Raw genomic sequence first — 15,527 nt, 5'->3', positions numbered from 1 at the left:
GATGAAATCGAAGATATTATATATTTTATTAGTTATACCTGTTCTTGTTTTTGCACAAAGTACAAATCAGAATTATATAAAAACAACCAGTTATAAAATTCCTCACACAAGTTCCTTTGGTGAAGTTGATGAAAACGGCAATATCATAACAACAGTTTCTCCTGTTAATGAATCAGATAAGATTATTAACATAACATATTATGATGGACTAGGTAGACCTATTCAACAAATTGCTAATAAACAATCTAATACTGGTAAAGATATTATTACTCATATCGAGTATGACGAGTATAGTAGACAAAGTAAAGAATACCTTCCTTATGTAAATAGTGCCGCTTCTCTTAATTTTAGCACTACAGCTAAAGATGATGTTCTAAGTTTTTATGCTTCACCAAGTTTAGCCACAACAGGTAACCCTGCTTTTGAAGCCACCGCTAACCCCTTTAGTGAAAAACAATTGGAGAATTCTCCACTAAATAGAGTATTCAAACAAGCGGCGCCTGGCAATGCTTGGGCTATGGGACAAGGCAAAGAAATTAAGTTTGACTATCAAACCAATACAGCAACCGAAGTAAAACTGTTTAAAGCTACAGCTACATGGAACGCTTCGCTTGGAGTATATGATATTTCTGTTGTACAAAACGGAGAGTATCAAGCTAATCAACTCTACAAAACCATTACCAAAGACGAAAATTGGATTTCTGGGAATAACAACACTACCGAAGAGTTCAAAGACAAAGAAGGAAAAGTTGTATTGAAAAGAACTTATAATTCAACTCCCCCTTCGGGGGCTGGGGGGCTACACGACACCTATTACATTTATGACCAATATGGAAATCTTACTTATGTAATTCCACCCTTGGCAGAAGGAGTAGCTTCAGAAGATAATTTGAATTATTTAGGTTACCAATACAAATATGATAACCGCAATAGACTAGTTGAAAAAAAATTACCAGGCAAACAATGGGAGTTTATAGTCTATGATAAACTAGACCGTCCTGTAGCTACTGGACCTATTAACAATCCTTATGGAGCAACAAATCTTGTTGATGTAGGTTGGATGATTACCCAATATGATGTGTTTGGTAGAGTAATACAGACAGGTTGGAAAAGTGCAATAGTTACAGCTGCTACAAGAAGTACAAATCAAACAACAATTAATGGCGGTACAAATCCATTTACACTTGGTACAAATGACATATTAACCCAAAACTTTTATGACAATTATAGTTTTGCAGGAGCACCAAGTCCTTTGCCAACACCTATAGAAAATCAAACACTTGCCACCAATGTAAAAGGAATGCCAACAGGCTCATGGGTAAAAGTATTAGACAATGCCACTAGTACCACTGCCGAAGTATCTTATACTTTGTATGATAGCAAATACCGACCAATACACACCAAAACCACCAACTATTTAGGCGGTTATACACAAGTAGATACACACCTAGACTGGGCAGGGAAAACACTATATACCCTAACCAAACACAAACGCACCTCAAGCAGTACAGAGCTTTTGGTGAAAGATATGTTTGAATACACAGACCAAGATAGATTAGCATTACACAAACAACAAATTAACCAACTACCCGAACAATTAATTGCTAAAAACACTTATGATGAATTAGGGCAATTAATCAGTAAAAATGTAGGAGGCGAAGATGCTACAGGAGCAACAAGTTTACAGACAGTAGATTACAGCTACAACATTAGAGGTTGGTTAAACGCAATTAATGATGTTAGAGATATTGAAAGCGAAAATGATTTATTCGCTTTTAAAATAAATTACAACGAACTAGATTCTTTTAGTGAAAATGACAATTCTCCTACTCCTCTATTCAACGGCAACATTGCGGCTACTTATTGGAGAACCGATAGCGATAATACTATGCGAAAATACAATTATAGTTATGATAATTTAAACCGTTTATTAGAGGCAAATTATAGTAAGCCAGATAATGTTTCAACTCCTGACAACTATCTAGAGCAGCTAACCTATGACAAAAACGGAAACATACAAACTGTTTTTAGAAATGGAGATATGGACACCGATGGAGCGCAAAGTATTAATACAATTGATGAATTAGTATTTACATATGATACTACAAATAAAAATTTACTTAAAAAAGTAATTGATTTAGCTATTGCTCCTCAAGGTTTTGATGAAGGACAAGACGACAGCAACGGCATTACAGACCCAACAAATGATTATGATTATGATTTGAATGGCAATATGATTAGTGATACAAACAAAGGCATTACAAGTATACTATATAACCATTTAAATTTACCCACAAAAATTGTGTTCAATAATTCTGAAGCCACAAAAATTACTTATCTTTACAATGCTGTAGGGCAAAAAATAAAAAAAACAGTAACACAAGGCGACGTGGTTTCAACAGAATATTTAAGTGGTTTTCAATACAAGAATGCTGTATTACAGTTTTTTCCACACGCCGAAGGGTATGTTAAATACACCCCAGCAAGTGGAAAAGGTAGTGTTGCAAAATACAATTACATTTTTAACTATACCGACCATCTTGGTAATGTGCGTTTAAGCTATGCTACTGACCCAAGTGATGGCGTTCTTAAAATTATTGAAGAGAATCATTACTACCCTTTTGGGCTGAAACACAGCAATTATAATAGCGACCAATTAATTTTAGAAAAAAGTGAAGAAGAAATTCTAAAATTTGTTCCAACTAATCCGTTATTAACTTCTACGTATAATTATAAATACAATGGTAAAGAATACCAAGACGAGTTAGGGCTTAACATGTATGATTATGGAGCAAGGAATTATATGGCGGATATAGGCAGATGGGGATCAATAGACGGAAAAGCAGAAAAATATTTAAGCCTTTCACCATATCACTACGCAGGTAATAATCCTGTTCTCTATTTAGATCTTGATGGAAATGAATTTACCGAAAGTGCCTGGAAATGGGTTAATAGATTAATTGCAGATATTAATTCTAGACAAGCCTCAAATAATAAAACAATAGAAGAAGCAAAACAAACTATTGCATCTGGTAAATTTGGCTGGTTTCAAAGTGAAAAATCACTAAATAATAAAATAGCACGTCTAAATAATGAAAACGCAGGACTAGAAACTACAAGAGGAGAAACAGCAACTTTAGCGGCTTCTTCACAAGTTTATGATGTTGTTGAAAATAGTGGAAACACAGAACGAGATGCGTTAGGAAATACTACAACAGTTAATCAAACGACTTTTAACAGTGATAATAACAGGGTACAACTAACCGTTTCTTCTGGTACAGATTTAGGGCTTTTTTCTCACGAATTAAAGCATATGTATCAATTTGAAACAGGAGAAACCACATTAGGATTAACTAAAAATAATGGAGGCATAAATCTAATAGGAAACAATCTTTTATTTTATGATTTATCAGATGAAGTCCAAGCTTATCAAAGAGGAGCATTATTTGGACAAAGAGAAAATATAAATTCTACATCTGATGTTTTAACAAAAGGAATATATAGCGACAAGATCCCAACAGGTCCTATCAATGCTGTTAATCATCCAAATGCCGCAGGCATAAAGCAAAATCCTCAATCATTTGCTAACAAGTATAACGCAGCTTTTAGAATTGGAACCACAACATATAAACCACAATAAAGATGAAAAAAATAATTCTATTGATAGGATTCTTGATAATATTTACTTCTTGTAGTAAAAATATTTACGGAAAATATAATACTAGTTATTCAAGAGATAAGAGCGCATTTTTTCAAATAACTTTAAATTCTGACAATACTGTTGAAAAGACAGAAATACATACGATAAGTATTTTTGCTAAAGGGCATTATATATTAAAAGAAAAACAAGTAATTTGTTTTTTGGATTCAACAAAAAATAACTTTCCTCCAGATACCCTTACATTTAAAATAAAAGGAAACAAACTTTATTTTGTAAAAAAGGGAATTGTTAATACAAAATTTTATTTAAGGAAAGAATAAACAAAATCGGTAATGTTTCAGATTTAGTGATAAGCACTTGTTGCATATATAACAAATTGATAATCAATAAAATTTAAAAATAATTATAAAAAAGATGAGCTACATAGTTCATCTTTTTTTATGTTTAAAGCTCTTAAATCTAAGAAAATGATAAAAAATAAAACCTCGTGTATCAGATTTAGTGATAGAAAAAATTGCCCAAATTGTAATTCTAATAATGTTATCAAAAATTGTTTTACAGCAAACAAAAAACAACAATATATTTGTAAATCTTGTAAAAATAGATTTATAGAGTATTATACTTATAAAGCTTATAATCATTGGGTAAACAAAAGAATTATTCAATTTGCTAAAGAAGGACTAGGAATACGAAGCACAGCAAGAATCTTAAAAATATCAACTACCACCTTATTAAAAAGAATAATTGCAATTGCTAAAAAAATTCCCAACCAACCTATTTTTAAATACAAAACTTATGAAGTTGATGAGATTAGAACATTTATAAGAAATAAAGAAAAACCAGTTTGGATTGTGTATGCCTTAGAAAGAAAAACAAAACAAGTGGTTAATTTCAGTATTGGAAGAAGAACCAAAAGAACATTACAATATGTAACCAATACATTGTTGTTGTCAAACCCAAAAACCATCTATACTGATAAGTTAGTGCATTATAAATCATTATTAAATAAAACGATACACAATACAAAACCTTTTAACACAAATCATATCGAGAGAAAAAATCTTTCACTAAGAACCCACTTAAAACGACTTAACAGAAAAACAATATGTTTTTCACGAAGCTTTATATTGTTGCAATGTGTTTTGAAGATTTATTTTTGGGGATAAAACTAATTATTTACCCAAATCAACAAATTACTAATATCAGCTCCTTCAATTTTTTGAGAAGTTATCAAATCTATTTTTTTGTTTTTAATTCCAAATCTTAAGATAAATTCATCAACAATCAAACACGGGTTAAATCTATTAGCAATAAAAAAGTAACCTATTTTATATTTTCTATTTCTTTTGTTAATCTCGGTTTTAAGATTCTTGATTAAAGCATTTAAAGTGGAACCATAATAATTGTGCTCACAAGAAAAGTCATTACTAAAGAGGCATTCGATTTCTGATGTACTAAATAGTAGGCTCTCTATAAATTGTTTAATCAGTTGCGTTTTTTCAATATCCTCGTTTTCAATACTTTTATTAATAATACTTACTTGATGAAATACTTCGACAAATCGTTTTCTAAGTTCAAAATTAGTATGATCAAAAAGAACAGCACGTTTATAGTGAACAACAGCCCACTCAATTGATGTTATATCATTTTGGTTTAAGTATCTCTCAGCCGATTGAATATATTTTTCTGATATTTCTTTATCTGTTTTCATAGGTTAAATAGTAATTGTGTATCAAAACAAGTGCCATAAAAGAATTATTTTGTTTATTGAATTAATTAGCTAATTAATAAATACATTTTAAAATAAATTATTACGTTTTAATACACTTTAAAACGTTTTAAAATACTTGCAATAGTTAATACAAAAACTAAAAGTTTTAAACAGTTTGTTCATTTTTAAAGAAATTTTCTATTTACTTTATTTAAAAAAATCATGTTTTGCAATTCTTTTTGCATTTTCTACTTTTTGTACTTTAACATAATTCAAGAAAACTCGTTCCGATTTATGTCCACTTATTGCCATAATATCTTGAATAGGAATTCCTGATTTAAATGCATTTGTACAAAATGACCTCCTTGCAGTATGTGATGAAACAAGTTTATACTTTGGCAGATTGAACTCCTCTACCTTACCTCCTATTGTTCTTGTTAACAAATGGTTTTCTATAATTTTTGCTCTCTTACAAATTGATTTTATATGTTCGTTAATTATAGTTGAATGAAGATAATTAGGTAAATTACCATTCCTTTTATTCAATATATCATTAACAATAGAATTTAATGGGATTATAACAGAATTAGTAGTCTTTAATTGTTTTAATTGAAAGTATTTAACACCATCTTCTTCAAAAATAACTTGATTAGAACGTTTCAATAATGCCATCATATCCGAAATTCTCAAGCCTGTATAACAACTAATTAAAAAAATATCTCTTACATTATCTAAAATTGTGTCGTTTAACTGAAGTTCTTTAATTCTTTTTAACTCTTCAACTGTTAAATAAACATGATCTATTTCTTCTGTCATTTTAGAAAAATAGCTTTTCTTAAACTCATTATTACTATGAATTCCTTCTTCATAAGCAAAACCCAATATTGTTTTTAGCTTTTGTATAATTGTTCCAACATAATTTTTAGAATAATTCAACGAGGTTAAGTATAATATATAATCATTATAGAAATCTCTATTACAATCCTTAAATGAAAAATTATTTAACTTTCTATCCTCTATATATTCTTCTAATCTTGACAAACCTGTCTTATATGTTTTCAAAGTACCTTTAGCCAACTTTTTCTTTGTATATGGACTATTGTGAATTGAATAGTATTCTAAAAACCACTTGTAATATGAAATCAAATTATTTTTAACACTTTCAGTTTTTACTTTTTCTTTTTCAGCGACACTCACTTTTCCAAAAGCATTAAACACAATTTTTTGTACATCACTCTCTGAAATATTTAATTCATCAGTTACCGAAATAGATTTGTTAACCTTATATATAGCTTCTGACAATTTTGTATTAATATCGGCAGCTCCAAACACGGAAGATGGAATTTTTAATCTTTCTTTTTTATAGTCCCATTCTTTTGAATTCTGAATCATATATCCTGTAGATGTTCTATATCTAATAGAACCATTTGAACTTCTATATTCAAAATTTATTGAATACTTTTTTGTACTTTTGCGTAGATAAAATCTAATTTTCATTACTGTCTTTTTTAAAAAAATTAACATTATTGTAATATTAGATTTTGGCAAATTTTAATCAAAATATTGTGACCAAAATTGTGACCATTCTAAACCATTTGAGTCCATTTCTGTCCACTTAAACAAAAAAATGATTTAAAAAAGCCTCTAAAAAACATCAAATTGACGCGAAAATACTAAAAAAAGTGAATAAAAACCTCATGCAGTCGAGGTCACTAAAATTAATAAAGCGCTCAAATTTATGAGCGCTTTTTTTATATTTAAAGTCTTGTAAATTTTATAAAAAAAGCATGGATAATTCTATAGAAAATCGTGTAAGATTAGTAGAAACATTATTTCAGAATCTTGAAATTGAGATTGAAGAATTTCAAGAAAAAACACATTTAAATTGCATTGCAGGTTGCGGTAAATGCTGTTCTACACCTGAGATTGATGCTTCGCCACTAGAATTTTTACCATGGGCTTTTTATGTTTTTCTTAATGGTCAAGCTGAAAAAACACTTCTAGAATTAGAACAAAATACAACAGCTACTTGTTTTTTATATCGTCCAAAATCATTAGCTGAATTTACAACAGGAAATTGCAGTTCTTATCAGTATAGAGGGTTAATTTGTAGACTTTTTGGTTTTGGTGCCACAACTGACAAATATGGTAAATTACGAATTGCAACTTGCAACATCATCAAAGAAAAACAAACAAAAAATTTTGAAAATGCAACTATTGCAATAAATTCAAATCTATCTGTGCCAATTTTTACAACATATTATATGCAGTTATCGCAAATAGATTTTAAACTTGGGAATGTTTTTCTACCTGTAAACAAAGCTATGAAAGCTGCTGTAGAAGAAGTTTTGCAATATTATGCCTATCGTCCACTTCCTGATGGACACAAGGATATTGTCTAAAAGTTACATTTTGTTACTTTTGTAGAATGAAGCAATTAGTCATTATAGGAACTGTTTGGCCTGAACCAAGCTCAACAGCTGCTGGAAGTAGAATGTTACAAATCATTTCATTATTCCAAAAACATGAGTACAATATCTCTTTTTTGTGCTCAGCTTCGCCCTCCGATTTTTCCTATGATTTAACTCAATTATCCATAACAACACAAACTATTCAATTAAATGATAGTGGCTTCGATACAATCATTAAAGACTTAAATCCAGACGTTGTACTTTTTGATAGATTTATGATAGAAGAACAATATGGCTGGCGTGTAATGGAACATTGTCCTAATGCATTACGAATATTAGATACTGAAGACTTACACTTTTTAAGAAAAACTAGAGAAGCTGCATTCAAACAAAATAGGAAAATATTATTTGAAGATTATTTATCAGATGTTTTTAAACGCGAATTAGCTTCAATTTATAGATGTGATTTGACTTTGTTAATTTCGGAATATGAAATGGAATTGGCAGTTCAAACATTTAAATTGAATGCTTCATTGTTGTATTATTTACCTTTTCTATCGGAGCAAATTAATGAAAACGTTCCAAATTTTAATGAGAGAAAACACTTTATCAGTATTGGTAATTTTTTACACGAACCAAATTGGCAAACCGTTTTACAATTAAAACAACTTTGGAAATTCATAAAAAAAGAGCTTCCAGAATCGGAATTACATGTTTATGGTGCTTATGTAACTGAAAAAGCTAAGCAGTTGCATAATGAAAAAGAAGGCTTTTTAATAAAAGGGAGAGCAGAAAGCGTTACTGAAGTGTATGCAAAATCAAAAGTCCTATTAGCACCTATTCCGTACGGTGCGGGATTAAAAGGAAAATTATTCGAAGCGATGCAATTGGGATTACCATCAATAACTACAACAGTTGGTGCGGAAGGAATGAATGGAAATTTAGACTGGAACGGATTCATTACTACTACTGAAACTGATTTTATCAACAATGCTATTCTTTTATATACTGATGAAGACAGATGGAAAAAGGCACAACTAAATGGTTATCAAATTATTGAAAAACGTTTCAAAAAAGCATTATTTGATGTCGATTTTTTAACTAGAATTGAGGAATTACAGCACAACTTGAAATCACATCGCAATGAGAACTTTTTAGGACAAGTTTTACAACATCAAAGCCTACAAAGCACAAAATACATGAGCAAATGGATTGAAGCAAAAAATAATAAAGTATAATTTTTGTAACTATTTTATGTTTTTTTCGTATCATAACTAAACGCTACTCATGGCTCAAACTCCATCCAACATGCTTCCGTTAGGAACTAAAGCACCCGATTTTTATTTAAAAGATACTATCACTAATTCTTTTCTCGATTATAATGATTGTAAAGGAAAGAAAGGAACTTTAGTTTTTTTTATTTGCAATCACTGTCCGTTTGTTCACCATGTTATGGATGAAGTAATTCGAATTGCAAATGATTATAGAGTGCAAGGAATTGGTTTTGTTGCTATTTCGAGTAATGATGTGGAAAAATATCCAATGGATAGTCCAATTTTAATGTATGATTTTGCATTTAAAAATCATTTTGAGTTTCCGTATTTATATGATGAATCACAAGACGTTGCAAAAGCTTATGATGCAGCTTGCACACCCGACTTTTATTTATTTGACAACCAAAACAAATTGGTATATAGAGGTCAACTTGATGATAGTCGCCCAGGAAATAACATTCCTTTAAGCGGCTCAGATTTACGAAGTGCAATTGATGGTGTCGTTTCAAATAGAACAATCAATCCCGAACAAAAACCGAGTATTGGGTGTAATATTAAGTGGAAGTAAATTTTAGTTATTTCTCTCCATCACCACTTCAATTGGGTTGTTACTTCTTGGTCCAAAAGTTCTAGCTTGGCGTTCGTTTTCACTCGAACATAAAATATACATATTAAAAGTTTGCAATTGGAGTGTTTGCGTTTTATAAATTGCTTTTGTATCTTCTATTTTTATGTAAAATTCTTCAGCAGGAAATGTATTTGTGACGGATAATAAATAAGTATCGGCAGCATATGGAAAAAACCATTTTACAGTTTCGTTTGGTTTACTGATGATATAATTTTTAGAAAAAATTAAAGCTTGATTTCCAAATTTCCAACTATACTTGTTGTTTTCATTAATAACAACTTCTCCCTTTTCGTTTACTAAAGTAATTTTTAAGTCCGGAATATTCTCAGACTTACCTTCTTCATGTGCTTTTACAACTAAGTAGGAAGTAAAATCAAACCCACAATGTGGCACTTGACCAAATGAGAACAAAGTGAAAAGAAGAAAGAAAAAAGATAATTTAGATTTCATAGCCTTTAATTGGTCGTAAAATTACAAAAATGATACCAAAAAAAATCCGTCAATTGACGGATTCATTTTTTTATTTTGTTAAATATGCATAGATTTTTTCTCTATCTTCATCAGATATTCTTGCCTTTTTCTGCATTCTTGATAAAATTGGTGTCCAGTTTTCTGCTGTATAATCTTTAGCATCATATAATTTATGACATTTTCCACAGTTGTTTTCATACAACATTTTACCTGCAGCTAATTCGGGTGATAAGGGTGCTTCAGGTGTTTTAGGGGCTTCTGGCTGACTTACTTTTGGAGAACAAGCAAAAATAAACATACCAATAATAGCAGCTGCAAATAGTTTAGTTTTCATATTTAGTTAGTTTTTGTTTCGTAAATATAAAAAAAAATCCCAAAAACAATATTTTGGGATTCTTAATTAATATATAAAGTAAATTATTTTACATCCATTAATTCTACATCAAAAACTAAAGTTGCATCTGGTGGAATAACACCTCCAGCACCTCTAGAACCATATCCCAAATAAGATGGAATTACAAAACGTGCTTTGTCTCCTACTTTTAATAAAGCAATACCTTCGTCCCAACCTTCAATTACTTGACCAATTCCTAATGTAAAATCAATTGGTTGCTTTCTTTTGTATGAAGAGTCAAAAACTTGTCCGTTTTCTAATGCTCCTTGGTAATGAACAGATACTTTTTTGCCTTTTTCAGCTTGTTTACCACTTCCTTTTTGAATGATTTGATAACGTAAACCACTTTCAGTTTTTTGAAAACCAGCGGCTAATTTTTCTAAGGCCTCTTCTGCCATTTTTTTTTGTTCTGCAATTCTTTTCTCTCTAGATCCTTCAAATGTTCTGAAAGCTTCAATTGCATTCCATTTTTGAGCCTCTTCTCCTATTCTTAGAATTTCTAGTGAATCAATTACATCTCCTTGTGCAACGGCATCTACAACATCTTGTCCTTCAATTACATGTCCAAAAACAGTGTGTTTTCCGTCTAACCAATTTGTTGGAACGTGTGTAATAAAAAATTGTGAACCATTAGTTCCAGGCCCAGCATTAGCCATAGACAAAACGCCTGGTTTGTCGTGCTTTAAACTTGGGTGAAATTCATCGTCGAAGTTATAACCAGGTCCTCCAGTTCCTTGTCCTTGAGGACAACCACCTTGAATCATAAAATCAGGAATTACACGGTGAAATTTTAATCCATCATAATAAGCTTTTCCCATTGGTCTAGCCGAATTTTCTAATTGTCCTTCAGCTAATCCTACAAAGTTACCAACTGTTCCAGGAGTTAAATCATGTGTTAATTTTACTAAAACAGCACCTTTAGCTGTGTTAAATTTAGCATATATTCCGTTTTCCATTGTTTTGAATTTTAATTTGAAAGTGCAAAATTAATACAATAATTGGAGAATAATTGTATTTTTGGAAGTAATTAAAAACTAAACTATGAATTCTATTTACGATAAAGCATCAAATGAAGCTATAATTGCACGAATCAATCAACTAACATCCGAAACACAAGGTTTGTGGGGAAAAATGAATGTTGACCAAATGTTCAAACATTGCATTGCTGCAATCGATGTTGCTTTTGGCGAAAAAGAAGTCAAAGTTAGCCTAATGATGAAAATTTTGGGGAGAGTAGCTAAAAATAAAGTTTTGAATAATGAGTTTTTACACAATAGTCCAACAGCAAAAGAATTTGTTTTTATTGAAACTTACGATTTCGAAACCTCAAAAAAAGAATTAATCGAAAGATTTAGTCGTTTTTCAAATGAAGGCACAAGTGCTATAAAAACAATGAATCATCCATTTTGGGGTAAAATGACATACGAAGATTGGGATAAATTAATGTGGAGACATGTTGATCATCATTTAAGACAATTTGGAGTTTAAAATATAAAAATGCAAGAAAATAAAGATTATATCAGTATCAATAAGCAAACTTGGAACAATAAAGTTGATGTTCATATTGCTTCAGATTTTTATGACATGGATGGCTTTCTGAAAGGAAAATCTACCTTAAACGATATTGAATTAGAATTGCTTGGCAATGTGAAAGGGAAAAATATATTACATCTACAATGTCATTTTGGTCAAGATACTATGACTTTTTCAAGAATGGGAGCCAAAGCTACAGGAGTTGATTTGTCAGACAAAGCCATTGAACGAGCAAAGGAAATCAATGAGAAATTAAATTTAGATGTAACTTTCATATGCTGTGATATTTATGATGCACCCAATCATTTAAACGAAAAATTTGATATTGTTTTTACCAGTTATGGTACAATTGGTTGGTTTCCAAATTTAGATAAATGGGCTAAAGTGATTTCTCATTTTTTAAAACCCGGCGGAAAATTTGTTATGGCTGACTTTCACCCCGTAGTTTGGATGTTTGATAATGATTTCAAGGAGGTTTTCTATAATTATTTCAATACTGAGGAAATTATTGAGAATGAATCTGGTACTTATGCAAATAGAGATGCCGAAATTTCTGCAAAAACGATTACATGGAATCATCCTACATCGGAACTTTTAAATGCATTGATTATAAATAATTTAGAACTAAATTCTTTCAATGAATTTGATTATTCTCCATACAATTGTTTCAATCAAACCGAAGAATTTGAACCAAATAAATTCCGAATCAAACATTTAAAAAATAAGATTCCAATGGTATATTCGTTATTAGCAACTAAAAAATAATCGACTATCTTTGCACCATGCGAATTGATATTATTACAGTCTTACCCGAATTAATGCGAAGTCCGTTTGAGGCTTCCATAATGAAACGTGCCATTGAAAAAAAATTGGTTGAAGTGCATTTTCATAATTTAAGAGATTACACAACCAACAAGCAAAAAAGCGTTGACGATTACCAATTTGGTGGCGGAGCAGGTATGGTGATGATGGTACAACCAATTGACGCTTGTATATCAAAATTGAAAAGCGAAAGAACCTACGACGAAATTATTTATATGACACCTGATGGCGAAACCTTGAATCAAAAAATGGCCAACTCGATTTCGATGTATGAAAACATATTGATTTTATGTGGGCATTATAAAGGTGTGGACCAAAGAGTTCGTGATATGCACATTACTCGTGAAATTTCAATTGGAGATTATGTATTGAGTGGTGGCGAAATTGGAGCTATTGTATTTTGTGATGCCATCATCAGATTGATTCCTGGTGTGTTAAGTGACGAAACTTCAGCTTTAACAGATAGTTTTCAAGATAATTTATTATCACCACCTATTTACACTCGCCCAGCCGATTATAATGGTTGGAAAGTTCCAGAAATATTATTGAGTGGAAATTTTCCAAAAATAGAAAAATGGAGGGAAGATATGGCATATGAGCATACCAAAAAAAGAAGACCCGACTTATTAGAAGAGTAAAATTATATTTTTTATAAAAATTATTCAATCATAAATTGTTAATTATTAATTTATTTTATTAATTTTGCACCCACTTTGAATCAACCTCTGGCGATAGACGTTTATGTTGCTTTGAATCAAACTTTTATATTTTAAACTATGTCAAATTTAGTTGATTTCGTTAATAGCGAATTTGTTGCCAAAAAAGATTTCCCAGAATTTGGTGCTGGTGATACTATCACTGTGTACTATGAAATTAAAGAGGGTGAAAAAACTAGAACTCAGTTCTTCAAAGGAGTTGTAATCCAAAGAAGAGGTGCTGGAGCAACTGAAACTTTCACAATTCGTAAAATGTCAGGTTCTGTTGGTGTTGAGCGTATCTTCCCAGTAAACTTACCAGCTTTACAAAAAATTGAAGTTAACCAAAGAGGTAAAGTTCGTAGAGCTCGTATCTATTACTTTAGAGACCTTACTGGTAAAAAAGCTAAAATTAAAGAAAGAAGATACAAAAACTAATCTTACTTTCTCAAGTATAAAAAATCCCGCAATTGCGGGATTTTTTGTTTTATGAAATAAAAAAAACGGAAGTAACTTCCGTTTTTTTTATTATAATATTTATTTAAAAAACAAACATTGCTCTTTCACTCATTAAATCATTAACTTCTTCTGCAACTTGTTCTAAAACCGCTTCATCCGTATGATTCATCAATACTTTATCAATTAAGGCAACAACCGTTTCCATATCTTCTTCCACAAGACCACGGGTAGTAATAGCTGGTGTACCTACACGAATTCCCGAAGTAATAAAAGGTGATTTATCATCAAACGGCACCATGTTTTTATTAACCGTAATTTCAGCTTTAACTAAAGCATTTTCTGCTTCTTTTCCAGAAATATTTTTATTACGCAAGTCAATCAACATCATGTGATTATCCGTTCCACCAGAAATTAATTTATACCCTCTTTTATTAAAAGCTTCTGCCATTGCTTGTGCATTTTTCTTCACTTGCATTGCATAACGGAAAAACTCATCTGTTAAACATTCTCCAAAGGCCACCGCTTTAGCCGCAATAATATGCATTAATGGGCCTCCTTGATTTCCAGGAAAAACAGACATATCCAACACATGGCTCATCATTCTGATTTCTCCTTTTGGGGTAGTTAATCCCCATGGATTTTCAAAATCTTTACCCATCATAATCATTCCTCCTCTTGGTCCTCTTAATGTTTTATGAGTAGTTGTTGTTACTATATGACAATGAGGGATTGGATCATTTAATAAACCTTTAGCAATTAATCCAGCTGGATGTGAAATATCAGCTAATAATAAAGCCCCAACGCTATCAGCAATTTCTCTGAAACGTCTAAAATCCATATCACGAGAATAAGCAGAAGCACCTGCAATAATCATTTTTGGTTTGTTTGCTATAGCGATTTCTTGTATTTTATCATAGTTTAAAACACCTGTTTCTTCATCAACACCGTAAAAAACTGGATTATATAATTTTCCAGAAAAATTCACAGGAGAACCATGCGTTAAGTGTCCACCATGTGATAAATCAAATCCTAAAATAGTATCGCCTGGTTTTAAACAAGCTGCAAAAACAGCAGTATTTGCCTGAGATCCAGAATGTGGTTGTACATTCACATATTCAGCACCAAATAGTGCCTTTGCTCTATCAATCGCTATTTGCTCTACAATATCTACTACTTCACAACCACCATAGTAACGCTTACCTGGATAGCCTTCGGCATATTTATTTGTTAAACATGAACCTGCAGCTTCCATTACTTGGTCACTTACAAAGTTTTCAGAAGCAATTAATTCAATTCCGTGAATTTGTCTATCTTGTTCGTCAAGAATTAGGTCAAAAATTTGTTCGTCGCGTTGCATTGCAATAAATATTCGTTAAAATTAGGTCAAAATTACGAAAAAGGTTTGTTACATTGCTAGATAATTTTATATTTGATTCATAATTTTTCAACAACAAACTAACAACATAAA

The 15,527-nt window shown here is 31.0% G+C and carries 16 protein-coding genes; 10 read left to right on the top strand and 6 right to left on the bottom strand.

Going from position 1 to position 15,527, the window contains the following annotated elements:
- The first annotated feature begins 1 nt into the window (after position 1).
- The 3 genes from VK164_RS03795 (at position 2) to VK164_RS03785 (ending at position 4,827) form a co-directional block, all read left to right on the top strand.
- Positions 2-3,640: a DUF6443 domain-containing protein gene (locus VK164_RS03795; protein ID WP_324208077.1), complete on the top strand. Its 3,639-nt coding sequence runs from the start codon at positions 2-4 to the stop codon at positions 3,638-3,640.
- Between the two features lie 2 nt (positions 3,641-3,642).
- Positions 3,643-3,981 (top strand): hypothetical protein, encoded by a 339-nt coding sequence (locus tag VK164_RS03790; RefSeq protein ID WP_089081161.1) that lies wholly within the window; start codon positions 3,643-3,645, stop codon positions 3,979-3,981.
- A gap of 147 nt (positions 3,982-4,128) precedes the next feature.
- A complete protein-coding gene (locus VK164_RS03785) occupies positions 4,129-4,827 on the top strand; it encodes an IS1 family transposase (RefSeq protein ID WP_324208076.1) in 699 nt (232 codons plus the stop codon).
- A gap of 2 nt (positions 4,828-4,829) precedes the next feature.
- Here the strand turns inward: VK164_RS03785 and VK164_RS03780 are convergent, their stop codons facing one another.
- Complete coding sequence (locus tag VK164_RS03780) at positions 4,830-5,372, bottom strand: hypothetical protein (protein ID WP_324208075.1); 543 nt, start codon at positions 5,370-5,372, stop codon at positions 4,830-4,832.
- Between the two features lie 207 nt (positions 5,373-5,579).
- Entirely contained in the window at positions 5,580-6,869 is a 1,290-nt protein-coding gene (locus tag VK164_RS03775) for a tyrosine-type recombinase/integrase (RefSeq protein WP_324208074.1), read from the bottom strand.
- A gap of 290 nt (positions 6,870-7,159) precedes the next feature.
- On the opposite strand from VK164_RS03775, the gene VK164_RS03770 reads away from it, so the two are divergent.
- From VK164_RS03770 to VK164_RS03760, 3 genes are read left to right on the top strand one after another with little or no spacing between them, the layout of a single operon-like run.
- The gene (locus VK164_RS03770) at positions 7,160-7,774 is read left to right on the top strand and encodes a YkgJ family cysteine cluster protein (RefSeq protein WP_324208073.1); all 615 of its coding nucleotides are present in this window, start codon (positions 7,160-7,162) and stop codon (positions 7,772-7,774) included.
- A 26-nt stretch (positions 7,775-7,800) separates the two neighbouring features.
- On the top strand, positions 7,801-9,021 hold the full coding sequence (locus VK164_RS03765) for a glycosyltransferase (protein WP_324208072.1): 1,221 nt from the start codon (positions 7,801-7,803) through the stop codon (positions 9,019-9,021).
- A 49-nt stretch (positions 9,022-9,070) separates the two neighbouring features.
- On the top strand, positions 9,071-9,625 hold the full coding sequence (locus tag VK164_RS03760) for a thioredoxin family protein (RefSeq protein ID WP_324208071.1): 555 nt from the start codon (positions 9,071-9,073) through the stop codon (positions 9,623-9,625).
- Between the two features lie 3 nt (positions 9,626-9,628).
- Here the strand turns inward: VK164_RS03760 and VK164_RS03755 are convergent, their stop codons facing one another.
- From VK164_RS03755 to VK164_RS03745, 3 genes are all read right to left on the bottom strand, one after another.
- Positions 9,629-10,135, bottom strand: coding sequence for a hypothetical protein (locus VK164_RS03755; RefSeq protein ID WP_324208070.1), 507 nt, complete (start codon positions 10,133-10,135; stop codon positions 9,629-9,631).
- A 70-nt stretch (positions 10,136-10,205) separates the two neighbouring features.
- Entirely contained in the window at positions 10,206-10,490 is a 285-nt protein-coding gene (locus tag VK164_RS03750; RefSeq protein WP_324208069.1) for a cytochrome c, read from the bottom strand.
- A gap of 83 nt (positions 10,491-10,573) precedes the next feature.
- Positions 10,574-11,506 carry a peptidylprolyl isomerase gene (locus tag VK164_RS03745; protein ID WP_324208068.1) on the bottom strand — a complete coding sequence of 311 codons (933 nt, stop codon included), beginning with the start codon at positions 11,504-11,506 and terminating at the stop codon, positions 10,574-10,576.
- Positions 11,507-11,591: 85 nt separating this feature from the next.
- Here VK164_RS03745 and VK164_RS03740 point away from each other — a divergent pair, with 85 nt between their 5' ends.
- The 4 genes from VK164_RS03740 to rplS all read left to right on the top strand — a co-directional run bounded on the left by VK164_RS03740 (position 11,592) and on the right by rplS (position 14,038).
- Positions 11,592-12,038, top strand: a complete 447-nt coding sequence (locus VK164_RS03740) for a DUF1569 domain-containing protein (protein ID WP_324208067.1) — start codon at positions 11,592-11,594, stop codon at positions 12,036-12,038.
- Positions 12,039-12,047: 9 nt separating this feature from the next.
- Positions 12,048-12,848: a class I SAM-dependent methyltransferase gene (locus VK164_RS03735; RefSeq protein ID WP_324208066.1), complete on the top strand. Its 801-nt coding sequence runs from the start codon at positions 12,048-12,050 to the stop codon at positions 12,846-12,848.
- A 17-nt stretch (positions 12,849-12,865) separates the two neighbouring features.
- Complete coding sequence (gene trmD / locus VK164_RS03730) at positions 12,866-13,543, top strand: tRNA (guanosine(37)-N1)-methyltransferase TrmD (protein ID WP_324208065.1); 678 nt, start codon at positions 12,866-12,868, stop codon at positions 13,541-13,543.
- A 138-nt stretch (positions 13,544-13,681) separates the two neighbouring features.
- Entirely contained in the window at positions 13,682-14,038 is a 357-nt protein-coding gene (rplS, locus tag VK164_RS03725; RefSeq protein ID WP_324208064.1) for a 50S ribosomal protein L19, read from the top strand.
- A 103-nt stretch (positions 14,039-14,141) separates the two neighbouring features.
- Here rplS and glyA read toward each other — a convergent pair whose 3' ends face one another.
- Positions 14,142-15,416: a serine hydroxymethyltransferase gene (gene glyA, locus VK164_RS03720; RefSeq protein WP_324208063.1), complete on the bottom strand. Its 1,275-nt coding sequence runs from the start codon at positions 15,414-15,416 to the stop codon at positions 14,142-14,144.
- Positions 15,417-15,527 lie beyond the last annotated feature (111 nt).

It is taken from the genome of Flavobacterium sp., from assembly GCF_035299005.1.
Lineage (GTDB): Bacteria > Bacteroidota > Bacteroidia > Flavobacteriales > Flavobacteriaceae > Flavobacterium.
Note: the sequence above shows the minus strand (reverse complement) of the source record. Positions and strands in the feature narration are given on the sequence as shown.

Excerpts from the sequence above, each read along its gene's own strand:
- VK164_RS03795 (WP_324208077.1), top strand. The coding sequence starts at position 2 with ATGAAATCGAAGATATTATATATTTTATTAGTTATACCTGTTCTTGTT.
- VK164_RS03790 (WP_089081161.1), top strand. The coding sequence starts at position 3,643 with ATGAAAAAAATAATTCTATTGATAGGATTCTTGATAATATTTACTTCT.
- VK164_RS03785 (WP_324208076.1), top strand. The coding sequence starts at position 4,129 with ATGATAAAAAATAAAACCTCGTGTATCAGATTTAGTGATAGAAAAAAT.
- VK164_RS03780 (WP_324208075.1), bottom strand. The coding sequence starts at position 5,372 with ATGAAAACAGATAAAGAAATATCAGAAAAATATATTCAATCGGCTGAG.
- VK164_RS03775 (WP_324208074.1), bottom strand. The coding sequence starts at position 6,869 with ATGAAAATTAGATTTTATCTACGCAAAAGTACAAAAAAGTATTCAATA.
- VK164_RS03770 (WP_324208073.1), top strand. The coding sequence starts at position 7,160 with ATGGATAATTCTATAGAAAATCGTGTAAGATTAGTAGAAACATTATTT.
- VK164_RS03765 (WP_324208072.1), top strand. The coding sequence starts at position 7,801 with ATGAAGCAATTAGTCATTATAGGAACTGTTTGGCCTGAACCAAGCTCA.
- VK164_RS03760 (WP_324208071.1), top strand. The coding sequence starts at position 9,071 with ATGGCTCAAACTCCATCCAACATGCTTCCGTTAGGAACTAAAGCACCC.
- VK164_RS03755 (WP_324208070.1), bottom strand. The coding sequence starts at position 10,135 with ATGAAATCTAAATTATCTTTTTTCTTTCTTCTTTTCACTTTGTTCTCA.
- VK164_RS03750 (WP_324208069.1), bottom strand. The coding sequence starts at position 10,490 with ATGAAAACTAAACTATTTGCAGCTGCTATTATTGGTATGTTTATTTTT.
- VK164_RS03745 (WP_324208068.1), bottom strand. The coding sequence starts at position 11,506 with ATGGAAAACGGAATATATGCTAAATTTAACACAGCTAAAGGTGCTGTT.
- VK164_RS03740 (WP_324208067.1), top strand. The coding sequence starts at position 11,592 with ATGAATTCTATTTACGATAAAGCATCAAATGAAGCTATAATTGCACGA.
- VK164_RS03735 (WP_324208066.1), top strand. The coding sequence starts at position 12,048 with ATGCAAGAAAATAAAGATTATATCAGTATCAATAAGCAAACTTGGAAC.
- trmD (WP_324208065.1), top strand. The coding sequence starts at position 12,866 with ATGCGAATTGATATTATTACAGTCTTACCCGAATTAATGCGAAGTCCG.
- rplS (WP_324208064.1), top strand. The coding sequence starts at position 13,682 with ATGTCAAATTTAGTTGATTTCGTTAATAGCGAATTTGTTGCCAAAAAA.
- glyA (WP_324208063.1), bottom strand. The coding sequence starts at position 15,416 with ATGCAACGCGACGAACAAATTTTTGACCTAATTCTTGACGAACAAGAT.